Origin of the sequence: Salipiger mangrovisoli, from assembly GCF_015223355.1 — a bacterium.
In the GTDB taxonomy this organism is placed as follows: Bacteria; Pseudomonadota; Alphaproteobacteria; order Rhodobacterales; family Rhodobacteraceae; genus Salipiger; species Salipiger mangrovisoli.
The window spans coordinates 158,248-183,659 of the sequence record NZ_JADFFK010000010.1 but is presented as its reverse complement, the minus strand read 5'-3'; the positions used below and the strand labels follow the sequence as shown (position 1 = coordinate 183,659).

The 25,412-nt window shown below is 68.6% G+C and carries 22 protein-coding genes and 1 tRNA gene; 11 read left to right on the top strand and 12 right to left on the bottom strand.

Going from position 1 to position 25,412, the window contains the following annotated elements; all coding sequences use genetic code 11:
* Positions 1–17 precede the first annotated feature (17 nt).
* Positions 18–224, bottom strand: coding sequence for a 50S ribosomal protein L32 (rpmF, locus tag IQ782_RS14960; protein ID WP_066106415.1), 207 nt, complete (start codon positions 222–224; stop codon positions 18–20).
* A gap of 171 nt (positions 225–395) precedes the next feature.
* Positions 396–959, bottom strand: a complete 564-nt coding sequence (locus IQ782_RS14955; RefSeq protein ID WP_194135460.1) for a YceD family protein — start codon at positions 957–959, stop codon at positions 396–398.
* A gap of 94 nt (positions 960–1,053) precedes the next feature.
* On the opposite strand from IQ782_RS14955, the gene IQ782_RS14950 reads away from it, so the two are divergent.
* From IQ782_RS14950 to IQ782_RS14940, 3 genes are all read left to right on the top strand, one after another.
* A complete protein-coding gene (locus tag IQ782_RS14950) occupies positions 1,054–1,497 on the top strand; it encodes an outer membrane protein assembly factor BamE (protein WP_194135459.1) in 444 nt (147 codons plus the stop codon).
* A 19-nt stretch (positions 1,498–1,516) separates the two neighbouring features.
* Positions 1,517–2,278: a GNAT family N-acetyltransferase gene (locus IQ782_RS14945; RefSeq protein WP_194135458.1), complete on the top strand. Its 762-nt coding sequence runs from the start codon at positions 1,517–1,519 to the stop codon at positions 2,276–2,278.
* A 98-nt stretch (positions 2,279–2,376) separates the two neighbouring features.
* Entirely contained in the window at positions 2,377–3,486 is a 1,110-nt protein-coding gene (locus tag IQ782_RS14940; RefSeq protein WP_194135457.1) for an arginase family protein, read from the top strand.
* Between the two features lie 71 nt (positions 3,487–3,557).
* Here IQ782_RS14940 and IQ782_RS14935 read toward each other — a convergent pair.
* Positions 3,558–3,631 (bottom strand) — tRNA-Gly (locus IQ782_RS14935).
* Positions 3,632–3,757: 126 nt separating this feature from the next.
* Between IQ782_RS14935 and IQ782_RS14930 the strand changes: the two genes are divergently transcribed.
* The gene (locus tag IQ782_RS14930) at positions 3,758–4,747 is read left to right on the top strand and encodes a serine hydrolase domain-containing protein (protein WP_194135456.1); all 990 of its coding nucleotides are present in this window, start codon (positions 3,758–3,760) and stop codon (positions 4,745–4,747) included.
* A gap of 407 nt (positions 4,748–5,154) precedes the next feature.
* Here IQ782_RS14930 and IQ782_RS14925 read toward each other — a convergent pair whose 3' ends face one another.
* Both IQ782_RS14925 and tyrS read right to left on the bottom strand, forming a co-directional pair.
* Entirely contained in the window at positions 5,155–7,182 is a 2,028-nt protein-coding gene (locus IQ782_RS14925; RefSeq protein ID WP_194135455.1) for an ASKHA domain-containing protein, read from the bottom strand.
* A gap of 171 nt (positions 7,183–7,353) precedes the next feature.
* Positions 7,354–8,604 (bottom strand): tyrosine--tRNA ligase, encoded by a 1,251-nt coding sequence (tyrS, locus tag IQ782_RS14920; RefSeq protein ID WP_194135454.1) that lies wholly within the window; start codon positions 8,602–8,604, stop codon positions 7,354–7,356.
* Positions 8,605–8,701: 97 nt separating this feature from the next.
* Between tyrS and IQ782_RS14915 the strand changes: the two genes are divergently transcribed.
* Positions 8,702–9,772: an anhydro-N-acetylmuramic acid kinase gene (locus IQ782_RS14915; protein WP_240989308.1), complete on the top strand. Its 1,071-nt coding sequence runs from the start codon at positions 8,702–8,704 to the stop codon at positions 9,770–9,772.
* 87 nt (positions 9,773–9,859) lie between these two features.
* Here the strand turns inward: IQ782_RS14915 and IQ782_RS14910 are convergent, their stop codons facing one another.
* The 5 genes from IQ782_RS14910 to IQ782_RS14890 form a co-directional block, all read right to left on the bottom strand.
* Entirely contained in the window at positions 9,860–10,843 is a 984-nt protein-coding gene (locus IQ782_RS14910; RefSeq protein ID WP_240989307.1) for a phosphoadenosine phosphosulfate reductase, read from the bottom strand.
* A gap of 180 nt (positions 10,844–11,023) precedes the next feature.
* On the bottom strand, positions 11,024–12,082 hold the full coding sequence (locus IQ782_RS14905; RefSeq protein WP_194135453.1) for a glycosyltransferase family 2 protein: 1,059 nt from the start codon (positions 12,080–12,082) through the stop codon (positions 11,024–11,026).
* A gap of 3 nt (positions 12,083–12,085) precedes the next feature.
* Complete coding sequence (locus tag IQ782_RS14900) at positions 12,086–14,398, bottom strand: glycosyltransferase family 2 protein (protein WP_194135452.1); 2,313 nt, start codon at positions 14,396–14,398, stop codon at positions 12,086–12,088.
* Positions 14,395–15,027, bottom strand: coding sequence for a sulfotransferase family protein (locus IQ782_RS14895; RefSeq protein ID WP_194135451.1), 633 nt, complete (start codon positions 15,025–15,027; stop codon positions 14,395–14,397). The genes IQ782_RS14900 and IQ782_RS14895 overlap by 4 nt, the downstream gene beginning before the upstream one ends.
* Entirely contained in the window at positions 15,024–16,085 is a 1,062-nt protein-coding gene (locus IQ782_RS14890; RefSeq protein ID WP_194135450.1) for a glycosyltransferase family 2 protein, read from the bottom strand. Before IQ782_RS14890 ends, IQ782_RS14895 begins: the two co-directional genes overlap by 4 nt.
* Positions 16,086–16,244: 159 nt before the next feature.
* Here IQ782_RS14890 and IQ782_RS14885 point away from each other — a divergent pair, with 159 nt between their 5' ends.
* The 3 genes from IQ782_RS14885 to IQ782_RS14875 all read left to right on the top strand — a co-directional run bounded on the left by IQ782_RS14885 (position 16,245) and on the right by IQ782_RS14875 (position 20,703).
* A complete protein-coding gene (locus tag IQ782_RS14885) occupies positions 16,245–17,153 on the top strand; it encodes an AAA family ATPase (RefSeq protein WP_194135449.1) in 909 nt (302 codons plus the stop codon).
* A gap of 82 nt (positions 17,154–17,235) precedes the next feature.
* Positions 17,236–18,495 carry a vWA domain-containing protein gene (locus IQ782_RS14880; protein WP_194135448.1) on the top strand — a complete coding sequence of 420 codons (1,260 nt, stop codon included), beginning with the start codon at positions 17,236–17,238 and terminating at the stop codon, positions 18,493–18,495.
* 114 nt (positions 18,496–18,609) lie between these two features.
* Positions 18,610–20,703 carry an OmpA family protein gene (locus IQ782_RS14875; RefSeq protein ID WP_194135447.1) on the top strand — a complete coding sequence of 698 codons (2,094 nt, stop codon included), beginning with the start codon at positions 18,610–18,612 and terminating at the stop codon, positions 20,701–20,703.
* A 174-nt stretch (positions 20,704–20,877) separates the two neighbouring features.
* Here the strand turns inward: IQ782_RS14875 and IQ782_RS14870 are convergent, their stop codons facing one another.
* The gene (locus tag IQ782_RS14870; protein WP_194135446.1) at positions 20,878–21,423 is read right to left on the bottom strand and encodes a YaeQ family protein; all 546 of its coding nucleotides are present in this window, start codon (positions 21,421–21,423) and stop codon (positions 20,878–20,880) included.
* Between the two features lie 184 nt (positions 21,424–21,607).
* Entirely contained in the window at positions 21,608–22,636 is a 1,029-nt protein-coding gene (moaA, locus tag IQ782_RS14865) for a GTP 3',8-cyclase MoaA (RefSeq protein WP_194135445.1), read from the bottom strand.
* Positions 22,637–22,719: 83 nt separating this feature from the next.
* On the opposite strand from moaA, the gene IQ782_RS14860 reads away from it, so the two are divergent.
* The 3 genes from IQ782_RS14860 to IQ782_RS14850 all read left to right on the top strand — a co-directional run bounded on the left by IQ782_RS14860 (position 22,720) and on the right by IQ782_RS14850 (position 25,392).
* Positions 22,720–23,202 (top strand): hypothetical protein, encoded by a 483-nt coding sequence (locus tag IQ782_RS14860; RefSeq protein ID WP_194135444.1) that lies wholly within the window; start codon positions 22,720–22,722, stop codon positions 23,200–23,202.
* Positions 23,203–23,363: 161 nt separating this feature from the next.
* Positions 23,364–24,485, top strand: coding sequence for a peptide chain release factor 2 (gene prfB, locus IQ782_RS14855; protein ID WP_194135443.1), 1,122 nt, complete (start codon positions 23,364–23,366; stop codon positions 24,483–24,485).
* Positions 24,486–24,597: 112 nt separating this feature from the next.
* Positions 24,598–25,392, top strand: a complete 795-nt coding sequence (locus IQ782_RS14850; protein ID WP_194135442.1) for a DUF2189 domain-containing protein — start codon at positions 24,598–24,600, stop codon at positions 25,390–25,392.
* The last annotated feature ends 20 nt before the right edge of the window (positions 25,393–25,412 follow it).

Here is a 25,412-nt window from a genome sequence, read left to right as displayed (position 1 = left end):
CCGGGCCTTTCAGCAGCTTATGCCGCGTCTTCGTCCAGGTCGATCTCGTCAGCCATGGCGACGACCTCACGGTCGGCGTAGTGGCCGCAGGACGGGCAGACGTGGTGCGGGCGCTTGAGTTCGCCGCAGTTGCTGCACTCGTTGGGGTTAGCCGCGACCAGCGCGTCATGGGCGCGACGGTTGTTGCGGCGCGATTTCGATACTTTGTTCTGTTGGACGGCCATGTCTCAACCTCGATTGTTCGCGTGTGGGGGCTATACGGGTGCCCGATAACGTTCGGGCGTGCCCGGCCTCATAGTCTTAACCCATGAAGGCTTGCAACCCGGAATTCCGATGAAGGCGCGAAAATAGGTATTTCTTGCAAAGACGCAAGAGAGATTCCGCGCCGGAGGCGTTCACTCCTCGTCTTTTTCCTCCTTCGAGAGCTTATCGCGCAGCCCGGCGAGCCCGGCAAACGGGTTCGGACGAGATTCGGAAAGCTCCGCTTCGGACTCTTCGGGCGCGGCCTCGGCCAGCTCCTCGGCGGCGGCGCTGCGCGGGTAGGGCGGCAGCGCCAGCGACAGCGCCTCGGCGAGAACCTTGCGCAGATCGATCACGTCCGGCAGCGGCTCTTCCTCTTCCTCGGGGACCTCGACCTCGGAGCCGGGATCGGGCGCATCGATCTGCTGTGCCGGGCGGAACAGCAGCGAGATTTCCTCGTCGATGCGGGTGGTCACCGGATCAAGGGTGACGACACAGGCCTGCACCACGGTTGCGCCGAGATCGGCGGTCAAACGGTAGGCTCCACCCGCCTCGGGGACAAGCTCACCGGCCAGCCGCGCCTTGCGCAGTCCCAGGAGTCCGAGCTCCGCGGCGAGGGCTGCGCGCTCCTCTGCCTCGGGGCGCAGGTCGAATTGCGTGGGCACATCGCGGCGCAGCGTCGAGACACGCAGCCGCGCGGGGTTTCCGCCTCTGTCCATGGGCTCGCCTTTCCTTTGCTTGAAGCGCTTGGCTCGGTTGTGTAATGCGGGATAGAAGGCCCTCAGGGGCATGGCAAGGGGCAGGACTGCGTCCATGGTATCACGGTTGAGATTTGCGCTTCTGGCTGGAACTGCGGCGCTGGGACTGACCGCCTGCTCGGCGCAGTACCGGACTCATGGCTATGTCCCGCGCGAGGATGATCTTTTGCAGATCGTCCCCGGCATCGACACGCGCGCGACGGTCGAGGATGTGATCGGGGTTCCGTCGGCAGCGGGTGTCAGCGACCAGGGCGGGTTCTACTACATCGAATCCCAGGTCCGCAGCTTCGCCTGGCAGGAGCCCGAGATCGTCGACCGCCAGGTGCTGGCGATCACCTTCGATGGGCAGGGCGTCGTCGACAACATCACCCGCTACGGGTTGCAGGACGGCCAGGTCGTGCCGCTGACCCGCCGGATCACCCGCACCAACGATGGCGAGATTGGCTTCATCCGCAAGCTCTTCGGCAACATCGGCGGGCTGACCATCGGCGATATGTGACACGCAGGAGGCGCTGGCCATGTCCCCCGCTTCGCAAGACGATGCTGCGGGGACAGGCGGCGCGCTCCTGTCCCGTGGCCGCTTCCGGGCCCGCCTCGCACAGCGGGCCGCGGATCTGGACAAGGCGCAGGTTCTGCGCGGGCTGGCCTTTTTCGGTCCCGGCGGCGGCCCCGACACCGATCCGCTCGACCAGCGCTGCCGCCATGTGCTGATCGAGGACGACAACGGGCTGCTGCTCTGCTGCTTCCGCTATCTCTGGTTCGACTCCAGCGCCGAGATCGGCAGCAGCTATTCCGCGCAATATTACGATCTCTCGCGGCTCGAGGCCTTTGGTGGCCCGCTGATCGAACTGGGAAGGTTCTGCACCCGTCCGGGCATGGTCGATCCCGATGTGCTGCGGCTGGCCTGGGGGGCGATCGCCGCGCTGGTCGATGGCGGCGGTGCGCGGCTGCTGTTTGGCTGCGCCAGTTTCGCGGGCACCGAACCGGCGCGCTACGACAGCGCCTTCGGCTTTCTGCACGCGCGTCACGCCGCGCCCGAACGCTGGCAGATCGGGGTGAAGGCGGGCGAGGTGGTGCGCTTCCGCCCTGCCGGCAACGCGGCGCGCGGCGTGCTCAAGCAAATCCCGCCGCTGTTGCGCACCTACCTGGGGATGGGGGGATGGGTGAGCGATCACGCGGTGGTGGACCGGCAGATGAACACGCTGCATGTTTTCACCGGGGTCGAGACCGCCGGCATTCCTCCGGCACGGACGCGGGCGCTGCGGGCGATCGCCGGCTGAGCTCCGGTGGCAGGGCCGGGGAGGGGGCGCTGCCCCCTCTTTGCCTTCGGCAAATTCACCCCCGGCGTATTGGGAAAGAGAAGAAACGGAGGGCACCTATGGCGACGTTCATCGGCTCCGAGATCTACCGCGGTTCGCGCTACGGGCGGCTGCACCCGCTGTCGATCGAGCGGGTGCCGGCGGTGATCGACCTGTGCCGTGCGCTTGGCTGGCTGACGCCGCAGGAATGGCGGGTCTCGCCCCGCGCGCGGGCGGCGGCGCTCACCGGCTTCCATGCACCGCGCTACGTGGCGGCGTTGCAGGCGGCCGAGGCGGCGGGCGAGGTGAGCGAGGAGGTGCGCCTGCGTCACGGGCTTGGCACGCTGTCGAACCCGGTGTTTCCCGAGATGTTCCGGCGCCCGGCCACGGCGGTGGGGGGCGGGCTTTTGGCGGCCGAGCTGGTCGCGGCGCAGGGCGGCGTGGTGTTCAATCCCGGCGGCGGCACCCATCACGCGCTGGCCGACCGGGCCAGCGGTTTCTGTTTTCTCAACGAGCCGGTGCTGACCATCCGCCACCTGCTGCGGCTCGGAATGCGGCGCGTGGCCTACGTCGACATCGACGCACATCACGGCGACGGGGTGGAGATCGCCTTTGATGGGTCCGAGCAGGTGCGGGTGATCTCGGTGCATGAGGCGAAGCGCTGGCCGTTCACCGGGGCGCTGGCCGACCGGGCCGGGGGGGCGGCCTTCAACCTGCCGGTGCCGCGTGATTTCAACGACAGCGAGTTTGCGCACGTGCTGGAGGAGATGATCCTGCCCGCCGTCGCGGCGTTTCGCCCGGATGCGATCTTCCTGCAATGCGGAGCGGATGCGGTGACCGAGGATCCGCTGGCGCGGCTGTCGCTGTCGAACAACGCCCACGCCCGCGCCGCGGCCGCGCTGCGCGCGCTGGCGCCGGCGCTGATCGTCTCGGGCGGCGGCGGCTACAACCCGTGGAGCGCGCCGCGCTGCTGGTCGCTGGTCTGGGCCACATTGTCGGGACGCGAGGCGCCGGAGCGTCTGCCGGAGGCGGCGCAGGCGGTGCTCAGGCGGCAGGTCTGGGCGCGCAGCGGCCGTCCCTCCGAGGCGCTGCTGACCACGCTGCGCGACGCGCCGCGCGAGGGCCCGCTGCGGCAGGACATCCGCGAGGGCGTGCGCCTGCTGCGCCAGCGACTGCGCGCGCAGGCCTGAGGAAAAGGGGAATTCGGGCCAAGCCGAAAGGCAGGGCCGAAAGGCGGTGCAGTCAGGGATTTCGGAAGGTTTGGAGCGGGTAGCGGGAATCGAACCCGCGCGTTCAGCTTGGGAAGCTGACAGGCTACCATTACATCATACCCGCGCTCTGACCGCTGATCTACGCGGGCGGCGCGGGCGCGTCAAGCGGGGCCGCACAGAATCCGCGCACACGCGGCCGTGATGCCGCGTGGCCTTGCGGGGATCGCGGGCCGCGCCGATTTTCAAGGGCATGAGCCTCGGACCGAACCCCTCCCGCCGTGCCGTTCTTGGCGCTGCCGCCGCCCTGATCGCCGCGCCCGCGCTGGCGCAATCCCGGCCCTGGGCCGCCCGCGCCGAGGCGCTCGGGCAGCTGCACGCGCTGTTGGTTTGGCAGGGCGGCGCGCCGGTGCTCGAGGAGGCCTATCGCGGAGCGGGGCTTGACCGGGTGGCCAACGTGAAATCGGTGTCGAAGACCTTTCTGGCCTTGCTCACCGGCATTGCCATCGAGCGGGGCGCGATCGCGGGCGTCGAGGCGGAGGTGCTGCCGCTGCTTGGTCGCGGCCCGCTGGGGGACAGCCGCGATCGCCTGACGGTGGGCGATCTTTTGTCGATGCGCGCCGGGCTGGTGCGCACCTCGGGCACCTCGTACGGGGCCTGGGTGGCGAGCGAAAACTGGCTCGACAGCGCGCTGCGGCCGCAACCGCAGGCAGAGCCCGGTGGGACGTTTATCTATTCTACCGGCGGCTGGCATGTGCTGGGAGCGGCGCTTTCCGCGGCGACCGGGCAGAGCCTTCTGTCGCTGGCGCGGGCGGGTCTCGGCGATCCCCTGGGCATCGAGTTCGCGCCCTGGGTGCGCGACCCGCAGGGGCGCTATCTTGGCGGCAACGATATGGCGGTGAGCCCGCGCGGGCTGCTGCGCATCGGCGAGATGGTGCGGCGCGGCGGGCGCTGGCAACAACGCCAGGTGGTGCCGCAGGCCTGGATCGAAACCTCCTGGCAGCCGCGCGCGCGCTCGCCCTTCTCCGGCGATCAATATGGCTATGGCTGGTTCCTGACCCGTTTCGCCGGTGAAGAGGCGGCCTATGCGCGCGGCTATGGCGGGCAGATGCTGGTCGTGGTTCCGGCGCGCGAGATGGTCATCGCCATCACCTCCGATCCGATGGCGCCCGCGCGCTCGAACGGATATTTCGGGGATCTCCGAACTCTGGTGTCCGACATCGTGGCCAGCGCCGAGGTGTGACGTTCCGGACGGGTGTTCAGCCGCTGCGCGGGGTGCACCGCAATCGCCAGTCTTCAGCCCGTGACAGGCAAGAATGATCAAGCCGCACCAGGAACAAGGCGCTGCCGAGGTGGCGCAGGTCTTTGGCGTGTCCGTCCGCACGCGGCGCAGGTGGCCGGCTCGGTTTCGCACAGCGCTGTGCTGGCCGGGCATCCGCCACCTCGACGCGCGGCGCTGAACGCCAAAGACCGCCTGCAGGGCCGCGCGGTTCATCCATATCCTTCTGTGCGAACGGGCCCGTGGTCCTGCGCGCCCCTCCTCAACATGGCGCAACGCCGACCTGCGCGTCGGCTTGCCGGGTGAAAACGCTGAAGGCCTCATTCGGTGCCTCTGCTCGCGGCGATCACCGACCGCATGAGAAACCGCAGTTAGCGCCGCCTGCGGCGGCTGCCCTCGGTGTTGAACGAGGGCTCGGGCAGGGGCAGGTTCCGGCGCAGCCGCGCGAAGGCGGCGGTGGCATGGGGGATCGCGCTGGCGGCGACGAAATGCTCCTGGAACCGCGGTTCCAGCGCGGTTTCGACCTTGGTGATGCGGCGGACCTCGCGTTCGATCCGGCGGCGCGCGGCAAGGCTGCAGAGCGCGATGCGGGCACCGGTGCCGGCGGCATTGCCGGCTGAGCTTACGCGGATGACCGGCACGTCGGGGATCATGCCCAGAACCAGCGCATGTTGCGGCGAGACATGCGCGCCGAAGGCCCCGGCCAGCACCACCCGGTCCACCGCATCGACGCCCATCTCGTCCATCAGCAGTCTCGCGCCCGCGTAGAGCGCGGCCTTCGCCAGCTGGATGGCGCGGATGTCGGCCTGCGTGACGCTGACGATCGGCCCGCCCGAGGCGCTGCCGTCGTGGATCAGATAGGCGTGGGTCCGGCCTTCGGCGCGCATCCGCGCCGTTCCGGTCTGCTGCGCCGAGCCGATCAGCCCTCCCGCGTCGAGCAGCCCGGCCAGGCGCATTTCGGCCACCGCCTCGATGATGCCCGACCCGCAGAGGCCGGTGACGCCGGTGCGGGCGGTGGCCGCGGCAAAGCCGGGCTCGTCGGACCAGAGCGGACAGCCGATGACGCGGAAGCGGGGCTCTTTTGTCGCCGGGTCGATGCGGATCGCCTCGATGGCGCCGGGCGCGGCGCGCTGGCCGGAGCTGATCTGCGCCCCCTCGAAGGCCGGGCCGGTGGGCGAGGAACAGGCGAGCACCCGGCCGCGGTTGCCAAGCAGCAGCTCGGCATTGGTGCCGACATCGACAATCAGCACCAGATCGTCGGACAGTTCGGGTGCTTCGGCAAGGGCGACGGCGGCGGCATCGGCACCGACATGACCGGCGATGAGCGGCAGCAGGTAGACCTGCGCGCCGGAAGGCAGGGCGCCAAGGCCGAGATCGCGGGCTGGCAGGTCGCGCGCCGAGGCGGTGGCGAGTGCGAAGGGGGCCTGTCCCAGTTCCACGGGGTCCAGTCCGAGCAGCAGATGGTGCATCACCGGGTTTCCGACGATGGTCATGTCGAGAATGCGGTCGGTGCAGACGTCCGCGCTGGCGGCCAGCTCCGCCACCAGCCCATTCAGCGCCGCGCGCACGGCCCCGGTCATCTCGGCCGCCCCGCCGGGCGTCATCATCGCGTAGGAAATGCGCGACATGAGGTCCTCGCCGAAGCGGATCTGCGGGTTCATCACCCCTGACGATGCGACGACCTCGCCGCCGCGCAACGAGACGAGATGCGCGGCGATGGTGGTGGACCCGAGGTCGATGGCCAGACCATAGAGATCGCCCTCCAGCAGACCCGGCCAGAGCGCGGTGAGGAGCGGCGGGGCTTCTGCCGAGGCCCGGTGCAGCGCCGCGGTGACGGTCCAGTCGCCGGCGCGCAGGGTCTTCTGAAGCTGCGCGAATACGCCGGGATCGACGCTTGCGTCGGCGATCCCCCATTGCGCCCGGAGCGCTTCCATGAGCCGTTCGAGATCGCCGGACGGGGCGTGCATGTCGGGCGGGGCGACCTCGAGGAGGCAGAGCCGCAGCGCTGGGTCCATGGTCGCCGGCCGCGCGTCGGCAGCCTTGCGGATCACCTGCCGGTGCAGCTGGCTCTCGGCGGGCACGTCGATCACCACGTTACCGAGAATGCGCGCCTGGCAGCCGAGGCGGCGGCCGGGGGCAAGCCCGCGCTTCTCGGTGTAACGGGCCTCGGTCGCGTTCCGGTCGGACAGCGTGGTTTCGTCGCAGGTGATGCCATGCTTGGCGAAATGCCCGAAGACGGGGGTGACCTGGCAGCGCGCGCAGATGCCCCGCCCGCCGCAGACCGAGTCGAGATCGACGCCCAGTTGGCGGGCGGCCTCGAGCACCGGCGTCCCGGCAGCCACGCGGCCGCGTTTGCCGGAGGGGGTAAAGACGACGAGGGGATCGGCGGGCTCGGTCATGGCTCCAGCATGGCTGCGGGCCGGGCGGCGCACATGTCCGAAAGCGGCACGCTGTGCGGTGGAGTCGTCGTGCCGGGGCTTTCGGCGCGGGTCCGGGCGGGCTGTCCTTGCGGCAAAGAAGAAGGGCGGCACCGCGCGGCACCGCCCTTGTGAACTCCGGCCGGAAGAGCCTCAGCCCAGCTTCACCAGCGCGTGGCGTTTCTTGCCGGCCGAGAGCTTCACCGGCGAGGCCAGCGCCCCGGCGTCCAGCATCAGCCCGGCGTCGGTCAGCGGCGCGTCGTCGAGGCGCGCGCCGTTCTCGGCGATCAGGCGCTTCGCTTCCTTGCCGGTCTTGGCGAGCCCCGCGCGGACGATCAGCTGCACGATCGAGATGCCGTCGCCCACTTCCTCGGAGGTCAGCTCGAGCGTCGGCAGGTCGTCCCCGACGCCGCCCTTCTCGAAGACCTCGCGCGCCGTCGCCTCTGCGGCAGCAGCCGCCTCGGCGCCGTGGCAAAGCGTGGTGACCTCGTTGGCGAGGATGATCTTGGCGGCATTGATCTCCGAGCCCTGCAGCGCGCCGAGGCGCTCGCATTCCTCGACCGGCAGCTCGGTGTAGAGCTTGAGGAACCGGCCGGTGTCGGCATCGGTGGTGTTGCGCCAGAACTGCCAGAACTCGTAGGGCGAGAGCATGTCGGCGTTGAGCCACATGGCGCCGCCCTGGCTCTTGCCCATCTTGCGACCGTCCGAGGTGGTCAGCAGCGGCGAGGTCAGGCCGTAGATTTCGTGGTCCAGCACCCGGCGGGTCAGGTCGATGCCGTTGATGATGTTGCCCCACTGGTCCGAGCCGCCCATCTGCAGCACGCAGCCGTAGCGGCGGTTCAGTTCGAGGAAGTCGTAGGCCTGCAGGATCATGTAGTTGAACTCGAGGAACGACAGCGACTGCTCGCGGTCGAGGCGCGACTTCACGCTCTCGAAGGACAGCATCCGGTTCACCGAGAAATGGCGGCCGATGTCGCGCAGGAACTCGAGGTAATTGAGGTTGTCGAGCCACTCGGCGTTGTTGAGCATCAGCGCGTCGGTCTCGCCGCCGCCGTAGCTCAGGTACTTGGCGAAGACCTGCTTCATGCCCTCGATGTTGGCGTCGATCTGTTCCGGCCCGAGCAGCGGGCGCTCGTCCGAGCGGAACGAGGGATCGCCCACCTTGGTGGTGCCGCCGCCCATCAGGGTGATCGGCTTGTGGCCGGTCTTCTGCAGCCAGCGCAGCATCATGATGTTGAGCAGGTGGCCCACGTGCAGCGATTTCGCCGTCGCGTCATAGCCGATATAGGCGGTGACCACGCCCTTGCACAGCGCCTCGTCGAGGCCCTGGTAATCGGTGCAGTCGGCGAGATAGCCGCGCTCGATCATGACGCGCATGAAGTCCGATTTGGGATGGTAGGTCATCGTGGATCCCTCTTATAGTCCGAAAGTTCCTATAAGCGCGGGGAAGGCGAAGGTGAAGGGCAAGTTGGGTGCACGCTCCGTTTGGGCTCTGGGGTGTATGTCGGGGACCTCTCTCGACGGGGTGGACGCGGCGCTGATCCGCACCGACGGGGCGCAGATCCACGAGTTCGGACGCGGCGGCTACCGGCCCTATTCCGAGGCCGAGCGCCGGGTGCTGAAGGCGGCGCTGGGGCGCTGGCCGGGCGAGGGGCTGGAAGAGGCGCTCTCGGTTGTGCAGCGCGCCCATGCCGAGTTGCTGGCCGACTTTCCCGAGGCCGAGCTGGTGGGCTTCCACGGCCAGACGCTGGCGCATGAGCCGCAGGGGCGCGGCACGCATCAGCTGGGCGACGGCGCGGCGCTTGCCGAAGCGCTGGGGCGCGACGTGGTCTGGGATTTCCGCTCCGCCGACGTGGCCCTCGGAGGCGAGGGCGCGCCGCTGGCACCCTTCTATCACTTCGCCTGTGCCAAGTGGATGAAAGCCGACCGCCCGGTCGCCTTCCTGAACCTTGGCGGTGTCGGCAACCTGACGTGGGTCGATCCTCGCAAATCCTCGCCCGAGATACCGGGCGCGCTGCTCGCCTTCGACACCGGCCCGGCGAATGCGCCGATCAACGACCTGGTCGGCGAGCGCCTGGGGCTCGACTGCGACCGCGACGGCGCCCTCGCCGCGCAGGGAGAGGTGGCCGATGGCGCTCTGGAGCTCTTCCTGGAGGAGGGGTTCTTCCGCCGCATGCCGCCGAAATCCCTCGATCGGGATGATTTCTCGCTGATGCTCGACCTCGTGCGCGAGCTGTCGGATGCGGATGCCGCGGCCACGATGACCGCCATGGCAGCGGCGGCGGTGATGCAGGGCATGGAGCATTGCCCGAGCCCGCCCGAGCGGCTGCTGGTCACCGGCGGCGGGAGGCACAACCCGGTGATGATGGCGATGCTGGCCGCCGGGATCGACTGTCCGGTGGTTCCGGTCGAGGCGGCCGGGCTCGATGGCGACATGCTGGAAGCGCAAGCCTTCGGTTTCCTGGCGGTTCGGGTCGCGCAGGGCTGGCCGACCTCGGCGCCCGCGACCACGGGCGTCGCGGCGCCGGTCGGCGGCGGGCAGGTCTCGCGCGTCGGCTCGCTGGTGGTCTGACGCAGCGGCAGGCGCCGCCCGGCGACCTCGGTCGACGGCCAGGCAGGGTCGGGCGGGGGCGTGTCCTGGGTCAATCCCTGGTCGGTGTTACTGGCCCTCGGCCTCGGTCCGCAGCGCCTCCAGGCGGCGCCGGAAGCGCGGGGCGTTCATCCGCGCGGTGACATTGGTGCAGAGCCATTCGGCCAGCAGCGGTCGTTCCTCGGCGTCGAGCCGTGACAGCAGGCGGCGCAGGTAGGGCACGTGGCTGCGCCGCGCGCGCAGCAGCCGTGCCATCTCGGCGCGGTCGAGCCGGTCATCGGCGGCGGCATCGAGGATCGGGTGCACGAGGTCCATCTCGAGCAGGTCGCCCTGCAGCGCATCGCCCATGTAGGGCAGCCGGAAGCGCGTCACGTTGCGCCGTTCGAACAGCGCCGCATGCATGGCATCCATCCGCTCCTGAGGGTCGTAAAGCACATAGGCGGCCTGCGCGGCGTCGATCATGTCCGGCGCGTAGCCGAAGCGCGAGGTGAAATCGACACGGCGCATTTCAGGGAAGCGGTCGTCCCATTCCGCCACCCGCGGGTCGAGCGTGGCCTGCGGCTGGAGCAGGACGACGCGCGCGCCGGGCGCGGTCACCGAATAGGCGGCGGCGGCATAGCCGCAGGGTCCGGCACCGTAGAAGATCACCTTCTCGAACTCGTCGAAAAAGCCGTCATCCAACAACTGGTCGAAGAAATCGACGACCTCGCGGTCGCGGAACCAAGTGTCGGCGGTGCAGATCAGCGACAGATTGGACCACCCCTCGATCGCCTGCATCTCCCAGCCGAGCGGCGTGGCGGTTTGGCTGTAGGCGGCGATCCCAGGCATCGACTCGAAGGTCACGAGAAGCGTGTCGCCATCCTCGACAAAGATCGCGTGGTGGCGTTTGCCCAGCGGCTCGGCAAAGCCATGCGCCTCGCCAACCTCGGAGATGGCGTCGATCCAGGCGCGGCCGGAATGCATGCTGAGATCAACATCGGTGAGGTCGAGCTCGTCCTCGAAGACGTTCTCGGGCCTGATCAGATCCGCGCTGTCCTTCATGATACCTGCCATCGTCCTGTCGCTCGCCATCGGGGCCCGTTCAAGGCGGGGTCTTCGCGCCGCTTCCGACCGTCCGGTGCAAGGCTGAGCCTGCGCGTGGATTGAGGCGGAAATATGTGGGTTTAGGGGTAATACGACGGTGGTGCGGCGGCAAGAAAAATTGCCCGGATGGAAGCGTTTGCGCGGACAATCCTAACCTTCGCCGCGCTGCCTGGCGCGGGTGGCGGCGGCGATCAGCGGCCCGGCGAGTTCGGGCGGAAGCGGGCGCGAGGGCGGGGTCATCATCAGCCGCCCCATGAGCGCACGGAAAGGCTCCTGCGCCATTAGCTCGGCGAAACGCGCCTTGCGCCAGCGCACCGCGCGGTCGTGCAACGCGGCAAGTTGAGGGTCGGCGGCAAAGCCTGCGCGCCGCGCGCCGCTTGGCCTGGCCAGCGCCGCGATGCTGCGGTCCTCGTCGGTGTTGAAGTTCCGTTCGACCCAATAGTCCAGTCCAAGCAGCTGCTCGCTGTGAACCGCGCGGCCGCGATCGGCCTTGAGCACGTAGCTCTCCATCGCTCCGAGCGGGTAGTGGTTGAGCTGTGCCAGCGCGTAGTTCGACCGCCCGTAGTTCGAGAAGATCCGCCGGGTGCGGAACTGGCCGTCGAGCTCCCGCCCCTCGCCATCGAACCAGCGGGCCTGCGCCAGCCGGGCCGGATCGGGGCTGCGCGGTCGGTGGACGCCAAGCTTGGCGTAGCTGCCATCATTGCGGTAGAGCGTCTTGAACATCGCCGAGCGCCAGGGCCAATGCATCCGCACCGGCGCGGCGCGGGTGAATAGCGCGGGCACCGGGGTGTCGGTGTAGCCAACCACGCCGGCGTTGCCGAACAGCCGCCAGGTGAGGGTGATCGCCGTCGCCTCGGGCAGCGCGGCGATGAGCGCGGGCAGGGTGTGATCACCCGCGTGCACATTGACGAATTCATCCACGTCCAGCGCCAGCAGCCAATCCGCCCTGCGCACCGCCTCGGCGCGGTCCGCCAGCTTCAGCCCGGTGAACTGGATGCCGCCCTTGTCATAGGGGCCGTCGTTGCGGAGATGGGTCAGGGGCGCTACCTCGGCCAGCCGGTCGAGCAGCGCATCGGTGCCGTCCTGGCAGTCGTTGCTGAGGGCCACCACGTGGCTCACCCCGGCGGCGAGGTGATGCGCCAGCCAGTCGAGCAGGAATGCGCCCTCGTTGCGCAGGCAGATGACGGCGGTGATGTGGGGAGTCGGCATGCGTCAGCTCTCCATGTCCAGCGAGAGCGCCCAGGCAACGCGCTCCTCGGGGGTGAGAGACAAAGCCGTCGCCTCTCGGAATAGCTTTCCGAATTCGCGATCGGCGCGCAGTTCCGCGGCCCTGGCCCTGTGCCAGGCCATGCCGTCGGCGTGCAGCCGGGCAAGTTCGGGATCGCGCAAGAGCCGCGCCATCTCGGCCCGCAGCCGCGGCAGGTTGCGCTGGATGGTCAGGTCACGCGCACCGGACCAATCCATGCGGATCCAGTAGTTCAGCCCGATCTGCCGATCCACGTGCAGCGCCCGCCCGCGCTGCCGCTTGATCAGAAAGCTTTCCGCCGATCGCAGCGCGTAGTGGTTGAGCTGGACGAGATCGTAGCCGATCGACCGGCGCGAGTTGCGCCAGCCGTTGCCAAGCACTTCGCCGGTCATGTCCTGGCCTGATCCATTTGACCATTTTATAACGTTTTCAGTGTCTTGATGTAGCTTGTTCGGGCGGTGGCAGGACAGCTTCCCGTAGGGGGCGACGCCGCGCATCAGGGTCTTGAACCCCCAGTTCGTATGCGGCTTGGGGCAGTAGCGCGGTGCGCAGTCGCTGAACTGGGCGATCACCGGGGCATCCGACAACTCGCGGATACCGCCCGAGCCGAAGAGCCGCCAGGTCAGGGCGAAATGCGTGGCGTCCGGCGCCGCGGCGAAGAGGTCGTCCAGCGTGCCGTTGCCGCAGCGGATGTTGACGAATTCATCCACGTCCGAATGCAGCAGCCACGCCGCATCCCGGATCATTGGCTCGTCGAGCGCGCCGTCGAGCGCATGCTGCTGCGGCGAGTTTCCGCTCCAGCCGTTGTTGTCGCGGTGCCGCAGGATGCCCAACTGGTCCAGCCGCCCGAGGATCAGCTCGGTTCCATCCTCGCAGCCATTGGAATATATGAGAAAATCGTCAAAACCGATCACCCGGTGATAGGCGATCCACTCGACGACATAGGGGGCTTCGTTCTTCATGCAGCCGAGGATCACCCGCTGGCCCCGGTCCGGCGTCGCTGTCGCGGGTGTCGCGCTGTAAGGCGCCTGTGGTGCGGTTTCGTCCAGCCCGCCCAGACGGTTGTGCGGCACCCAGGGCGAGCCCTGCAACGCGGCCAGCTTGCGCTGCGCGGAGTCTGGGAGTTTTGACGATATATCAGTGTATTGCGTGGCGATCTTCGGGTCGGATGTGGCTTCCTTCGAGGCCTGGGCGATGCGCCAGCGGAACGCCATGAGATATTGCGTTGCGCGGAAGCCGAAGCCGGGATCGGCCTCCTGCCAGGCCGTGGTGGCGGGATCCGGGCGCAGGTGGTCGCGGGACAGGCCGGGGTGCTGCGCCAGCAGCCCCTCGATGTCCGCGGCGAAGCGGCGGCTCACGGCGTCGAGCGCACCGGGATCGAGCGGCGCGCCGTCGAGCTTGATCTCGCCCAGCAAGCGGCGCCAGAGCGGGCGTGGAATCTGCTGCGCGGGCTCGGCCGCGAGATAGCGCAGCAGCACGTCGTTCAGCCGCCGGCAGCGGCTCAGCCAGGCCGCCGAAGGCGGGCGCGGCGGCTCTGTCGGTGCCACCTTGCCGATTGCCGGCGCGATCTCGAAGGCGGCGCGGATCTCGTCGATCACCCCGGCGCCATGAAACGTCGCCGGATCCAGGCTGCGCAGCCGCACGGCTCCGGGTCCGAAGGCGGCCTCCCAGCCGCGCTGGAGCCGCGCGAGATCGAGCCAGTGAACCGCTCCCTGCGTCTCCGGGAAAAGCCCGCGCTCGGGCGCCGCCGCGGGCCGGCTGTCGAGCGCCGCCTGCCACCAGTCCGTGGCACCGGCAAGGCCGAGCTCCAGCTCGAGCCCGCGCCTGCGGCCCTCAAGAACCTGCGCCGCGTACTGGGCTGCGAGCATCCGGGCCGGGGCATCGACATGGGCGACGATGGTGATGTCTTCGGACAGCGGGGCAAGCAGGGCGCGCAACCGTGTCAGCTCGCTGCGGCTGGTCAGTGCGCTGCCGAGCTGATGTGCCGAGAGGATCAGCACCTCCGGCCGGGCCGCCTCGACCTCGCCGCGCAACTGGGCCGCAACCTCGTCGCGCAACGCGGCCTGGCGCGCAGGATCGGCAAAGCCGCGACCCCAGCGCAGCGCATCCACCGCCTGCGGATCGCTGACCGCCATGAAGAGCCGCGTGTGGTTGCGCGCGCCGGGGCTGCGGGCATAGAGCACACCGCGCTTGGCCATCTGCCGGCGCTTGGCGTCCATCACCTGCTGCAGACGCGCGCTGGTCCGGGCCTCGGGACCGATATGGACAAAAATTCTCACCCGTGTGCCCTCTTGCCGCGGCCGCCGGTGTTCTCGTTCGCCTTGCCCCACCAAGGCAGCGCAATGCCCAGATGCGCCGAGATCAGCGCCGGGGCCTGCGGGTCCGCGATGTCATAGGCCAGGAAGCGCGGATCGCCCGCGAAGATGCGGCGAAGGAATGCCTGATGTGCGGCGATCCACTGGGCGCGCTCCAGGCGGGTCTCTCCGTAGCCCGCCGGAAGGCCGGGGATCGCGTGGCGCGGCAGCCGGTTGGCGCCAAGGTCGGACCAGCGCAGCATGGATTGCGCCATGGCCTGCGGGTCACGCATCGAGGCGACGAACTTCAACTCGGGGTGATGCTGCCGCAGCGCCTCGATCAGCCCGAAATCGGTCTGCGGCCAGAGGTTGAGCCGGGTGTTCAGAACGCTGATCTCGGCAAGCGCGTCGATCCCGCCGAGGCGTTGCAGAGGATCGCCGGAGCGGAAATAGCCGTCGTAGAGCTGCCGCGCGACATAGCTGCCGGCAAGCGCCGGATTGGGGCACTTGCCCCGCCGCAGCCTGTGGTCGGCCACCGTGAGCCCGGCCCGTTCCAGCGCAAGGCCAAGCGTGGTGGTGCCGCTCTTCGGCAGGCCGAGGTTGACGACGATCACGCCGCGCCCTCCGCCAGTCCGAGCCGGGTCACGAGTTCCGCCTCTCCGGGCGGCAGCGCCGGAAGCGCGGCGAGATGCGCGGCGCGGGCGGCGATCTGCGGCTGCGCACGCAGCATTCCCACCTTGGCACGATGCGCCTGCACCGACAGCTCGTGCAGCCGGGCGACACCGGGCAGGGCGCGCAGCGCCGCGATGCCCGCCTGGACCGCGGGCAGCATGCGCAGGATCGAGCGCTCTTCCCAGGCGCTGTCGTTGCGTTCCTGCCAATAGCGCTCGTCGAAGACGCGCCCCTCGCGGTTGACGTCGCCGCGCTCGGTCTTGACCAGATAGCTGTCGAGCGAGCGCAGTGCATAATGGTTGAGCGTGGCAAGGCGCCGGGCTCCGGCGGCAGGGAATTTGCGCATCCGGCGCGGCCGGTCGGCGGCAAGGAAGGACGCGGGCACCGGGCGCCCGCTGCCATCGGTCCAGCGCGGCGGCTTACCGTCAGGCAGGCGCTTGCGGATGAACGGTCTGTGCGCGCCGAAATACTGCAGCGGGAAGTCGCTGCGGACCAGCGTCTTCACCTCGATGGCGCTCTGGTCGCACCAGAGATCCGGGTTGTGGGTCCGGGTGAACTGGCCGATGACCGGCGCATCCTCGAAGCCCAAGACGCCGCCGTTGGCGAAGAACTGGAAGCTGACCGAGATGGCCTGCGGTGCGCCGCAGGCGGCGATCAGGGCGGGCAGGCGGTGATCGCCGACATGCACGTTGAGGAACTCGTCGACATCGGCCACCCAGACCCAGTCGGCGCGGCGCACCACCTCCTGACGGGCGGCGTCCTTCAGCGCCTCCATCTGGTAATTGCGGCCGGCGGCGGGGTTGGCAAGATGCACGACACCGGCGGGCGCCAGCGCGTCGAGCAGCGCATCGGTGCCATCGTCGCAATCGTTGGAGTAGAAAAGAAAGTCGCTTACGCCGAGAGCACGGTTGTAGGCCACCCACTCCACCACGAAGGGGCCCTCGTTCTTCACGCAGGTGACCGCGCAGATGCGCGGCAAGGTCCCGTCTTCTTTACTCATACCGCTGCCCGTAGCCGTCCGGGCTGTGCCCCGGTTATCCTGCCGCAAAACCTTCGCATCTTGCCTTCGGCGCGTCAACGCGGGCGGGCCGCCGGGCCACGCTTGGCCCTTGACCGCACCGCCTCGGGCGGGCAGCAATTCAGGCAGGAGGAGACCTTGATGCAAGAACCCAGCTCGATCGACGCGGTGCAGGCGCTGCTGGCGGGCACCGGCTATGTCTGTCCCCGCCCGCTCGCCACGGTGCTGTTTCTGTCGTTGCGGCTCGGCCGGCCGCTGTTCCTCGAGGGCGAGGCGGGCGTCGGCAAGACCGAGATCGCCAAGGCGCTGGCGCTGGCCACCGGCCGGCGGCTGATCCGCCTGCAATGCTACGAGGGGCTCGACGCGGGCTCGGCGGTCTACGAGTGGAATTTCCCGGCGCAGATGATCGCCATCCGCGCCGCGGAGGCGGCCGGCGAGGCCGACCGCGGGCGGCTCCGGCACGATCTCTTCGGCCCCGATTTCCTGATCGAGCGCCCGCTTCTGCAGGCCATGCGCCCCGATGAGGCGGGCGCGCCGATCCTGCTGATCGACGAGCTTGACCGCACCGACGAGCCGTTCGAGGCCTTCCTGCTCGAGGCGCTGAGCGATTTCCAGGTCACCATCCCCGAGCTCGGCACGATCAGCGCCCCCGAGCCGCCGACGGTGATCCTCACCTCGAACCGCACGCGCGAGGTGCATGACGCGCTGAAGCGCCGCTGCCTCTACCACTGGGTCGATTACCCCGACTTCGCCCGCGAGCTCGAGATCCTGAACGCCCGCGCGCCAGAGGTGGCCGAGGCGCTGTCGCGCCAGATCGTCGCCTTCGTGCAGCGCCTGCGCACCGAGGATCTGTTCAAGAAACCCGGCGTCGCCGAGACCATCGACTGGGCCAAGTGCCTGCTGGCGCTCGACGTCATCGATCTTTCGCCCGAGGTGATCTCCGACACGCTTGGCGCCATCCTGAAATACCAGGACGACATCGCCAAGATCCAGGGCAGCGAGGCCAAGCGGCTGCTCGACGAGGCGCGGGCCTCCCTCGAACCCGCCTGATGTTTCTTCTAGGTCCAAATATCCCGGGGGTCCGGGGGCAGCGCCCCCGAAAGCCCTTCCCGCCAGTGGCATTCCGCGCCTGATGGCCGAGCAAATCCCCCTCACGCTCCCCGAGCACCCGCGGCTGGCGCAAAACATCCTGCATTTCGCCCGCGCCCTGCGCCGCGCCGGGCTCCCGGTGGGTCCGGGGCGGGTGGTCGACGCGGTGCGCGCGGTCGAGGCGGCGGGCTTCACCGACCGGATGGATTTCTACTGGACGCTGCACGCCTGTTTCGTCTCGCGCCCAGATCAGCGCGTGGTCTTTGCGCAGGTGTTCCGGCTCTACTGGCGCGACCCGCGCTATCTCGAGCACATGATGTCGATGATGCTGCCGGCGATCCGCGGCGTGCAGGAAGAGAAGCTGGCGCAATCGGCCGAGAAGCGCGCCGCGCAGGCGTTGCTGGGCGACCAGATGCCCGAGGTCCCGGCCGCCGAGCAGGCGGAGGAGGACACCAGGATCGAGGTCGATGCCTCGTTCACGACCTCGCGCGAGGAACGGCTGAAAAAGCTCGACTTCGAGCAGATGTCGCTCGCGGAGGTGGCCGAGGCGAAGCGCATGCTGGCCCGGCTCGAGCTTCCGGTAAAGCCCCTGCCATCGCGGCGCGGCAAGGCTTCGGCGCAGGGGCGGCGGCTCGATTGGCGGCGCACGTTGCGCGCGGCGATGCGGCAGGGGGGCGAGATCCGCGGGCTTGCCCATCTTGCCCCGCGCGAGAAATGGCCCAACCTCGTGGTGCTCTGCGACATCTCGGGCTCGATGAGCCAGTACTCCCGGATGGTGCTGCATTTCCTGCATGCGGTGGCGGGCCGGCGCGGCGCAGGCTGGGCGAGGGTGCATGCCTTCACCTTCGGCACGCGGCTCACCAATATCACCCGCCATCTTGCAGCCCGAGACGTCGATGCCGCGCTGAAGGCCGCCGGGGCCGAGGCGCAGGACTGGGAGGGCGGCACCCGCATCGGGCAATGTCTGCATGCCTTCAACCGCGATTGGTCGCGCCGGGTCATGGGGCAGGGCGCGGTGGTGCTGCTGATCACCGACGGGCTCGACCGCGACGACACGGTTCTGCTGGAGCGCGAGATGCAGCGGCTGCATCTCTCCGCGCGGCGGTTGATCTGGCTCAACCCCTTGTTGCGCTGGGACGGTTTCGCGCCGAAGGCCGCCGGGATCCGCGCCATGCTGCCGCATGTCGACAGCTTCCGCGCCGGGCATAGTATCGCCTCGCTCGAGGATCTCGCAGAGGTTATTTCCAGCGCGCGGGACAGCGGCGAGAAGATGCGGTTGATGACGCTGCTGACCGGTTCCTAGCGCCGGGCCAGCACATTTCCGCTTATTTATTACGCATTTTGAATGAACCTTTTTGCACCCCGCGTCGTTGCCCTCCCATGCCGCGCGATGCGGAAAAGCAGAAGGATGTAACGAATGACCAGAGGTCTTCTGAAATCGACGACGATGCTCGCCCTGGCTGCCAGCCTCGCCATGCCCGTTGCCGCTCAGAACCAGCAGGACAAGGCTGACTGCGCGCAGACCCCCGACGCCAAGGCGTGCCTCGACGCGGCGCCGAAGGCGAAGGGCAAGCAGGCGACCGCAGCCGAGCCGGAGGCATCCGCGGCAGAAACCGGTGTGACCGCCGAAGCCGAGGCCCAGGCCGACGCGCAGGCTGAAACCGGCGCGGCCGGTGGTGCCGAGGCAGCGCCCGAAGCAACCGCCGAAAGCGCCGCGCCGGTCCAGCCCGAGCAGCCGGCAGCAGAGGCGGCCGCGCAGGCTGCCCCCGCCGAACCCGCGCCCGAGGCGCAGATGGACGCCGAGGCCCAGGCCGAGGGCGGCGAGGCCGCGCCCGTCGAGACGCAACCGGAGGTGACCGCAACCGAGCCTGCCCCCGCGCCGAAGGCCGAGGCAGAGGCTCCCGCCGCCACCGCAGACGCCGAGGCGACGGCACCCGAAGGTGACGCCGTTGCAGCGGATGAGCTGAAACAGCAGCTCGAAGCGGAGCAGGCCGGCGATACCGCGGCTCCCGAGGCTTCGGCAGACGCCACCGCGGAACGCGGTGCCGAGCCCGAGGCACAGCCCGAGGAACAGGCCGAGGAACAGGCCGCCGAGACCACGGCCGAACCCACCGCGGCACCCGAGCCGACGGACGCCCCGGAGATGCAGGCCGAAACCGCTGGCGAGACCGAAGGCACGGACGAGCTGAAGCAGGCGCTCGAAGCGCAGCAGGCCGCCGAGGGCGAGGGTACCGCACAGGTCACCCCCGAGGCGCAGACTGAGGCCGAAGCCACCGCCGAGTCCGAAGCGACCGCGGATGCCGAACCGACCGCGGGTGCCGAAACTCCGGCAGCCGAAGCCGAGGCCGCCGCGGAACCCGCCGCCGAGCCCGAGGCGCCGAGCGCCGAGCAGCAGGCCGAGGCCGTTGCCCGCGAGGAAGAACAGCAGCAGACCGCCGCTGCCGCAGCTGCCGCATCTTCGGAAGAAACCCCCGACGATGCCGAGCTGGTCGAGGAAACCCTGACCGAGGCCGACGTGCGCACTTCGGACGAGGACTTTGCCACCGACCTGCGCGCGCAGGCCACGGCAGAACAACAGGCTGCCGCTGCGGCCGAAGCCAAGAAGGCGAAGAAGGATGACGACGAGGACGGTCTGAGCAACTTCGAGAAGGCGGCTCTGGTCGGTCTCGGCACCTTCGCGCTGAGCCAGATCCTCGACGACGGCGCGCAGGTGGTGCAGAACACCGGCGACCGCGTGGTGGTCGAGCAGGATGGCCAGTACCGCGTGCTGCGCAACGACGACGTGCTGCTGCGCCAGCCGGGGTCCGAGGTGAAGACCTATCGCTACAACGACGGCTCGACCCGCACGGTTGTCGCCTATGACGACGGCAACACCGTCGAGACGGTGAAAACCTCCGATGGCCGCGTGCTGCGCCGCACGCGCATCCTGCCCGACGGCCAGCGCGTGGTGCTCTTCGACGACACGCAGAGCGCCCAGCAGGTGGTGGTCAGCGAGCTGCCGCAGGCCAACACCCAGCGTCTGAACTTCCGCGAGATGGATGGCGAGGAACTTGCTGCCGCGCTCTCCGCACAGGAAGCCCAGGGCGTGAACCGTGCCTTCTCGCTCAATCAGATCCGCAACATCGACCGCGTGCGTCATCTGGTGCCCGAGATCTCGGTGGACACGGTGACCTTCCAAACCAACTCGGCGGCGATCCGTCCCGGCGAGGCCGAGGAACTGGCGGCGCTTGGCAACGCCATGAAGCGGATGATCGAGCAGAACCCCGGCGAGGTCTTCCTGATCGAGGGCCACACCGACGCAACGGGTGCGGCGAGCTACAACCTCGCCCTCTCTGACCGCCGCGCGGAATCGGTGGCGCTGGCGCTCAGCGAATATTTCGATGTGCCGCCCGAGAACATGGTGCTGCAGGGCTACGGCGAGAGCGACCTTGCCGTGCAGACCCAGGCCGACGAGCGCGAAAACCGCCGCGCCGCCGTGCGCCGCATCACGCCGCTGCTGCAGGGCAGCTGATCGGCCGCCAGGCGCTCGAGCGCGAAGCAAGCAAAGGCGCCCGCCCGGTCACTCCGGGCGGGCGCTGCATCTTGAGAGCGTCTTCTCTCGAAAAATACGCCGGGGGTGAGCCCGCATGGCGAGGGGGCAGCGCCCCCTTGGCCGAGCATTCGGCGGGGAAAGCGCGCTCCCCCTTTACGCAATATCCTTCCAGCGGACCGGCGTGACATAGGCAATGCGGTCGTCGGCACTGACCATGACGTCGCCGTCCTGGATATTCACCTGCAGCTTCATCGAGCGGCTCGCCATGTCCGCCAGATCACGGGTCGCCTCATCCGAGAAATTCATCACCTGCAGGTTGTCGAACCTTGTGGTGCTGCCCTTGATCTTGTCCCACCAGACCTCGGCGGGCCTGCCGCCGTAGGAATAGACGATGACCTTCGCGGCCTTGGCGCAGGACTGGCGCACCACCTTGTCGCTCGGCAAGCCCAGAGCCACCCAGAGATCAAGTTCGCCGCTCAGGCTCTTCTGCCAAATGTCGGGCTCGTCATCCGTCGACAGGCCCTTGGTGAGCTCGAGCTGCTCGTCGGCGTTGAGCGCAAAGGCCAGCAGGCGCACCATCAGCCTTTCGTCGGTCTCGGAGGGATGTTTCGCGACGGTCAGCTTGTGCGTCTCGTAATAGTGGCGGTCCATGTCCGAGACGGAAAGTTCAACTTTGTAGATGGTGGATTTTTGCGCCATGACAGGTCCCTTGCTCGCGTCGATAGCGCTGCCTAGTGGGTCGCGGGGCCTTGTGAAAGCAGATAGCGCCGCGGGGCCGCACAAAAGCCCCTGCAAACGGGCCGGGAGGCCACGGCGCGCGGTCCCCTCGGGAGCGGGCCGGGCACTTCTGGCGGACGGGTGAGCGATCGGATCCCGGGGGCGATCAGCCGCCGGTGTGGCTCATGTGGCGCGAGACGCGCCCATCCACCGACTGGCGCGAATAGTCGAAGTCATGCCCCTTGGGCTTGCGCGCGATGGCAGCGCGGATCGCCTCTTCCAGCGGAGCGTCGGTGCCCGGATGGTTGCGCAGCGGCGCGCGCAGGTCGGCGTTGTCTTCCTGGCCCAGGCACATGAACAGCTCGCCGGTGCAGGTCAGCCGGACACGGTTGCAGCTTTCGCAGAAATTATGGGTGAGCGGTGTGATGAAGCCGATCTTCTGGCCGGTTTCTTCCAGCCGCACGTAACGGGCCGGGCCGCCGGTGCTCTCGGGCAGGTCGGTGAGCGTGTACTGCTCGGCGAGCTTGGCACGCACGTCGGAAAGCTTCCAGTACTGCCCAAGCCGGTCCTCGTTGCCGATGTCGCCCATCGGCATGACCTCGATCCAGGTAAGATCAATGTCGCGGGCGGCGCACCATTCCGTCATCGCGAAGAGCTCATCCTCGTTGAAGCCCTTCAGCGCCACGGCATTGAGCTTCACGCGCATGCCGACCTGCTGCGCCGCGTCGATGCCGCGCAGCACCTGGGGCAGGCGGCCCCAGCGGGTGATCTCGGCGAACTTGCCCTCGTCGAGCGTGTCGAGCGAGACGTTGACCCGGCGCACGCCGGCATCCCAGAGCGGCTGGGCGAAGCGTTCGAGCTGCGAGCCGTTCGTGGTCAGCGTCAGCTCCTTCAGCGCGCCAGACTCGAGGTGGCGCGTCATGGCTCCGAAGAAGGTCATGATGTCCCGTCGCACCAAAGGCTCGCCGCCGGTGATGCGCAGCTTCTCGACGCCGAGTCCGACGAAGGCCGAACACAGCCGGTCCAGTTCCTCAAGCGTCAGCAGCTCCTTCTTGGGCAGGAAGCTCATGTTCTCTGACATGCAGTAGACACAGCGGAAATCGCAGCGGTCCGTCACCGAGACGCGCAGGTAGGAGATCGGCCGCAGGAACGGATCGACCAAAGGGGCGCTTGCGGATGTGATGAGCGAGGTCATGAAGCGAATGTATGCGCGAAACCCTGCCGGGACAAGCATCTGCGCAATTGCCAGAGAGGGGCGCGCGGCCTAGCTTCATCGCCATGAGAGTGATAGCACCCCTTCCCGCCCTTCTTCTGCCCGTCCTGCTTGCCGCCTGCGCCCAGCAGGGCCAGCAGGCGGCCGCCCCGGTGGCGGCTCCGGCCTCCTCCGCGGCGTCGGGGGCGGCGTTGCGTCCGCCGACGAGCGCGCGCACGCAAGAGCAGTTCGACACCACCAGCGCCGCCGAACGCAGCGCGGCTGCGGCGGCACCCGCGGCCTCCGAGCGCAAGCTGGGGAGTACCGTCGCCTCGCTGGGCGATCCGGCTGATCCCGGCTTCTGGCTGGAGACGCCGATGGTCTCGAGCGTGACCAAGGGCAGGGTGGTTTACCCGGCCACCGGAAAATCGGCGCAGGTCGAGCTGCGCCCCATAGAGGGCCCGGCCTCGGGGGGCAGCCGCATCTCGCTGCCCGCGATGCGGCTCATCGGCGCGCCGCTGACCGACCTGCCGACCCTGACTGTCTACGCGGGCGGGGCGACGGGCTAAGACCACATCAAGGACGGGATGACAGGCGGGGCGCCAGCGTGGCGCCCCCGGTGCGTTTGACCACGCGCCGGACCGCTCGCCGCGCCTCCGAGCTTGAAGGCGCCCCTGCGCTGGTTTATGTCCCCCCGGAACCAAGACGTCCCATTCGCAGGAACACCCGCATGCGCGCCGAGACCCAGAACACCGTCGAGAAAATCCGCAAGTCCCTGGGCCTGCTGGAGCAGCGGCTCGACTGGGAGACGGCGGAGTTCCGGCTCGAGGAGTTCAACGCGCGCGTCGAGGATCCGAACCTCTGGGACGATCCTGCCGCCGCGCAAAAGCTGATGCGCGAGCGTCAGCAGCTGGTCGATGCCATCGACACCTACAAGTCGATCAAGCAGGAGCTGGCCGACCAGATCGAGCTGATCGAGCTTGGCGAGATGGAAGACGACGCCGAAGTGGTCGGCGAGGCGGAGGCGTCGCTCAAGGCGCTGGCCGAGACCGCGGGCACCAAGGAACTCGAAGCGTTGCTCGACGGCGAGGCCGACAGCAACGACACCTTCCTCGAGATCAACGCAGGCGCTGGCGGCACCGAGGCCTGCGACTGGGCCGCGATGCTGCAGCGCATGTATGTCCGCTGGGCCGAAAAGCGCGGCTACGAGGTCGAGCTGCAGTCGGAAGAAGCCGGCGCCGAGGCGGGCATCAAGTCCTGCGCCTACAAGATCTCCGGCCTCAACGCCTATGGCTGGCTGAAGTCGGAAAGCGGCGTGCACCGGCTGGTGCGCATCTCGCCCTTCGGCAAGGGCACGCGCGAGACCTCTTTCGCCTCGGTCTGGGTCTACCCTGTGGTGGACGACAACATCGAGATCGAGGTGAACCCCGCCGACATCCGTGTCGACACCTATCGCTCGTCCGGTGCGGGCGGCCAGCACGTCAACACCACCGACTCTGCGGTGCGGATCACCCACCATCCCACGGGCATCGTGGTGACCTCGTCCGAGAAATCGCAGCACCAGAACCGTGACATCGCCATGAAAGCGCTGAAATCGCGACTCTACCAGCTCGAGCTCGACAAGCGGAACGCGGCGATCAACGAGGCGCATGAGAACAAGGGTTCGGCGGGCTGGGGCAACCAGATCCGCTCCTACGTGCTGCAGCCCTACCAGATGGTGAAGGACCTGCGCACCAGCCACGAGACCTCGGACACCCAGGGCGTGCTCGACGGCGATCTCGACCCGTTCATGGGCGCGACGCTGGCGCAGCAGGTCTCGGGCAAGTCCCGCGCCGACGCGCGCGAGGACTGATCCCGGCGCGGCCAAGCTGGCCGCCCCGCCGCCCGATCCGCGCCAAGCCTTGCCACAGGTCCATCTTCCCGGCTTAAATCCCTGCAAAGAGGGGATTTGAGGGAGAGAAGCCATGGAAAGCGTCATTCATGACGACGCGCCGCAGCAGGGGGTGCCGGAGTTCTCCGACGTCACCTTCGCCACGCTCGGCAAGGCGCTGCGCCTCGGGCTGAGCGATCTGATCTTCGCGCCCGGCTTTGCATTGGTTTTCGGCGGGGTCTACGTGCTCGCGGGCCTCTTCCTGACATGGCTGACCATGGCCACTGGCACGAGCTACTGGCTGGTGCTGGCGGCGATCGGCTTTCCCCTGTTCAGCCCCTTCGCGGCGGTGGGCTTCTACGAAGTCTCGCGCAGGCTGGAACGCGGCCAGCCGCTCGACTGGATGCAGGTCTTCAGCGTCATCCTGCGCCAGTCGAAACGCCAGTTGCCGTCACTCTGCGCGGTGATCGTCATCGTCTTCCTGTTCTGGTTCTTCCTTGGGCACATGATCTTCGCGCTGTTCCTCGGGCTGTCGCCGATGACCAATGTCAGCTCGAGCCTCGATGTCTTCCTGACCCCGAACGGGCTGACCATGCTGGCGGTGGGCACCGTGGTAGGCGCGGGATTCGCGCTGTTGCTCTACATGATCACCGTGCTGGCGCTGCCCCTGCTGCTGGATCGCGACGTCGACTTCGTCACGGCGATGATCACCTCTTTCGGCTACGTGCAGCGCCATCCGCTGCCGATGCTGGCCTGGGGGGCCTTCCTGGCGCTGGCGACCTTCGTGGCGATGCTGCCGTTCTTCCTGGGCCTGTTCGCGGCGCTGCCCGTGCTCGGCCATGCGACCTGGCATCTCTATGACCAGCTGCGCATCCCGGAAGAGGCCTGAGGCAAACCGGCACCGCGCGG

What these genes read in the sequence shown, in the direction of transcription:
- rpmF (WP_066106415.1), bottom strand. Translation starts at nt 224, where the DNA reads ATGGCCGTCCAACAGAACAAAGTATCGAAATCGCGCCGCAACAACCGT.
- IQ782_RS14955 (WP_194135460.1), bottom strand. Translation starts at nt 959, where the DNA reads ATGGACAGAGGCGGAAACCCCGCGCGGCTGCGTGTCTCGACGCTGCGC.
- IQ782_RS14950 (WP_194135459.1), top strand. Translation starts at nt 1,054, where the DNA reads ATGGTATCACGGTTGAGATTTGCGCTTCTGGCTGGAACTGCGGCGCTG.
- IQ782_RS14945 (WP_194135458.1), top strand. Translation starts at nt 1,517, where the DNA reads ATGTCCCCCGCTTCGCAAGACGATGCTGCGGGGACAGGCGGCGCGCTC.
- IQ782_RS14940 (WP_194135457.1), top strand. Translation starts at nt 2,377, where the DNA reads ATGGCGACGTTCATCGGCTCCGAGATCTACCGCGGTTCGCGCTACGGG.
- IQ782_RS14930 (WP_194135456.1), top strand. Translation starts at nt 3,758, where the DNA reads ATGAGCCTCGGACCGAACCCCTCCCGCCGTGCCGTTCTTGGCGCTGCC.
- IQ782_RS14925 (WP_194135455.1), bottom strand. Translation starts at nt 7,182, where the DNA reads ATGACCGAGCCCGCCGATCCCCTCGTCGTCTTTACCCCCTCCGGCAAA.
- tyrS (WP_194135454.1), bottom strand. Translation starts at nt 8,604, where the DNA reads ATGACCTACCATCCCAAATCGGACTTCATGCGCGTCATGATCGAGCGC.
- IQ782_RS14915 (WP_240989308.1), top strand. Translation starts at nt 8,702, where the DNA reads ATGTCGGGGACCTCTCTCGACGGGGTGGACGCGGCGCTGATCCGCACC.
- IQ782_RS14910 (WP_240989307.1), bottom strand. Translation starts at nt 10,843, where the DNA reads ATGGCAGGTATCATGAAGGACAGCGCGGATCTGATCAGGCCCGAGAAC.
- IQ782_RS14905 (WP_194135453.1), bottom strand. Translation starts at nt 12,082, where the DNA reads ATGCCGACTCCCCACATCACCGCCGTCATCTGCCTGCGCAACGAGGGC.
- IQ782_RS14890 (WP_194135450.1), bottom strand. Translation starts at nt 16,085, where the DNA reads ATGAGTAAAGAAGACGGGACCTTGCCGCGCATCTGCGCGGTCACCTGC.
- IQ782_RS14885 (WP_194135449.1), top strand. Translation starts at nt 16,245, where the DNA reads ATGCAAGAACCCAGCTCGATCGACGCGGTGCAGGCGCTGCTGGCGGGC.
- IQ782_RS14880 (WP_194135448.1), top strand. Translation starts at nt 17,236, where the DNA reads ATGGCCGAGCAAATCCCCCTCACGCTCCCCGAGCACCCGCGGCTGGCG.
- IQ782_RS14875 (WP_194135447.1), top strand. Translation starts at nt 18,610, where the DNA reads ATGACCAGAGGTCTTCTGAAATCGACGACGATGCTCGCCCTGGCTGCC.
- IQ782_RS14870 (WP_194135446.1), bottom strand. Translation starts at nt 21,423, where the DNA reads ATGGCGCAAAAATCCACCATCTACAAAGTTGAACTTTCCGTCTCGGAC.
- moaA (WP_194135445.1), bottom strand. Translation starts at nt 22,636, where the DNA reads ATGACCTCGCTCATCACATCCGCAAGCGCCCCTTTGGTCGATCCGTTC.
- IQ782_RS14860 (WP_194135444.1), top strand. Translation starts at nt 22,720, where the DNA reads ATGAGAGTGATAGCACCCCTTCCCGCCCTTCTTCTGCCCGTCCTGCTT.
- prfB (WP_194135443.1), top strand. Translation starts at nt 23,364, where the DNA reads ATGCGCGCCGAGACCCAGAACACCGTCGAGAAAATCCGCAAGTCCCTG.
- IQ782_RS14850 (WP_194135442.1), top strand. Translation starts at nt 24,598, where the DNA reads ATGGAAAGCGTCATTCATGACGACGCGCCGCAGCAGGGGGTGCCGGAG.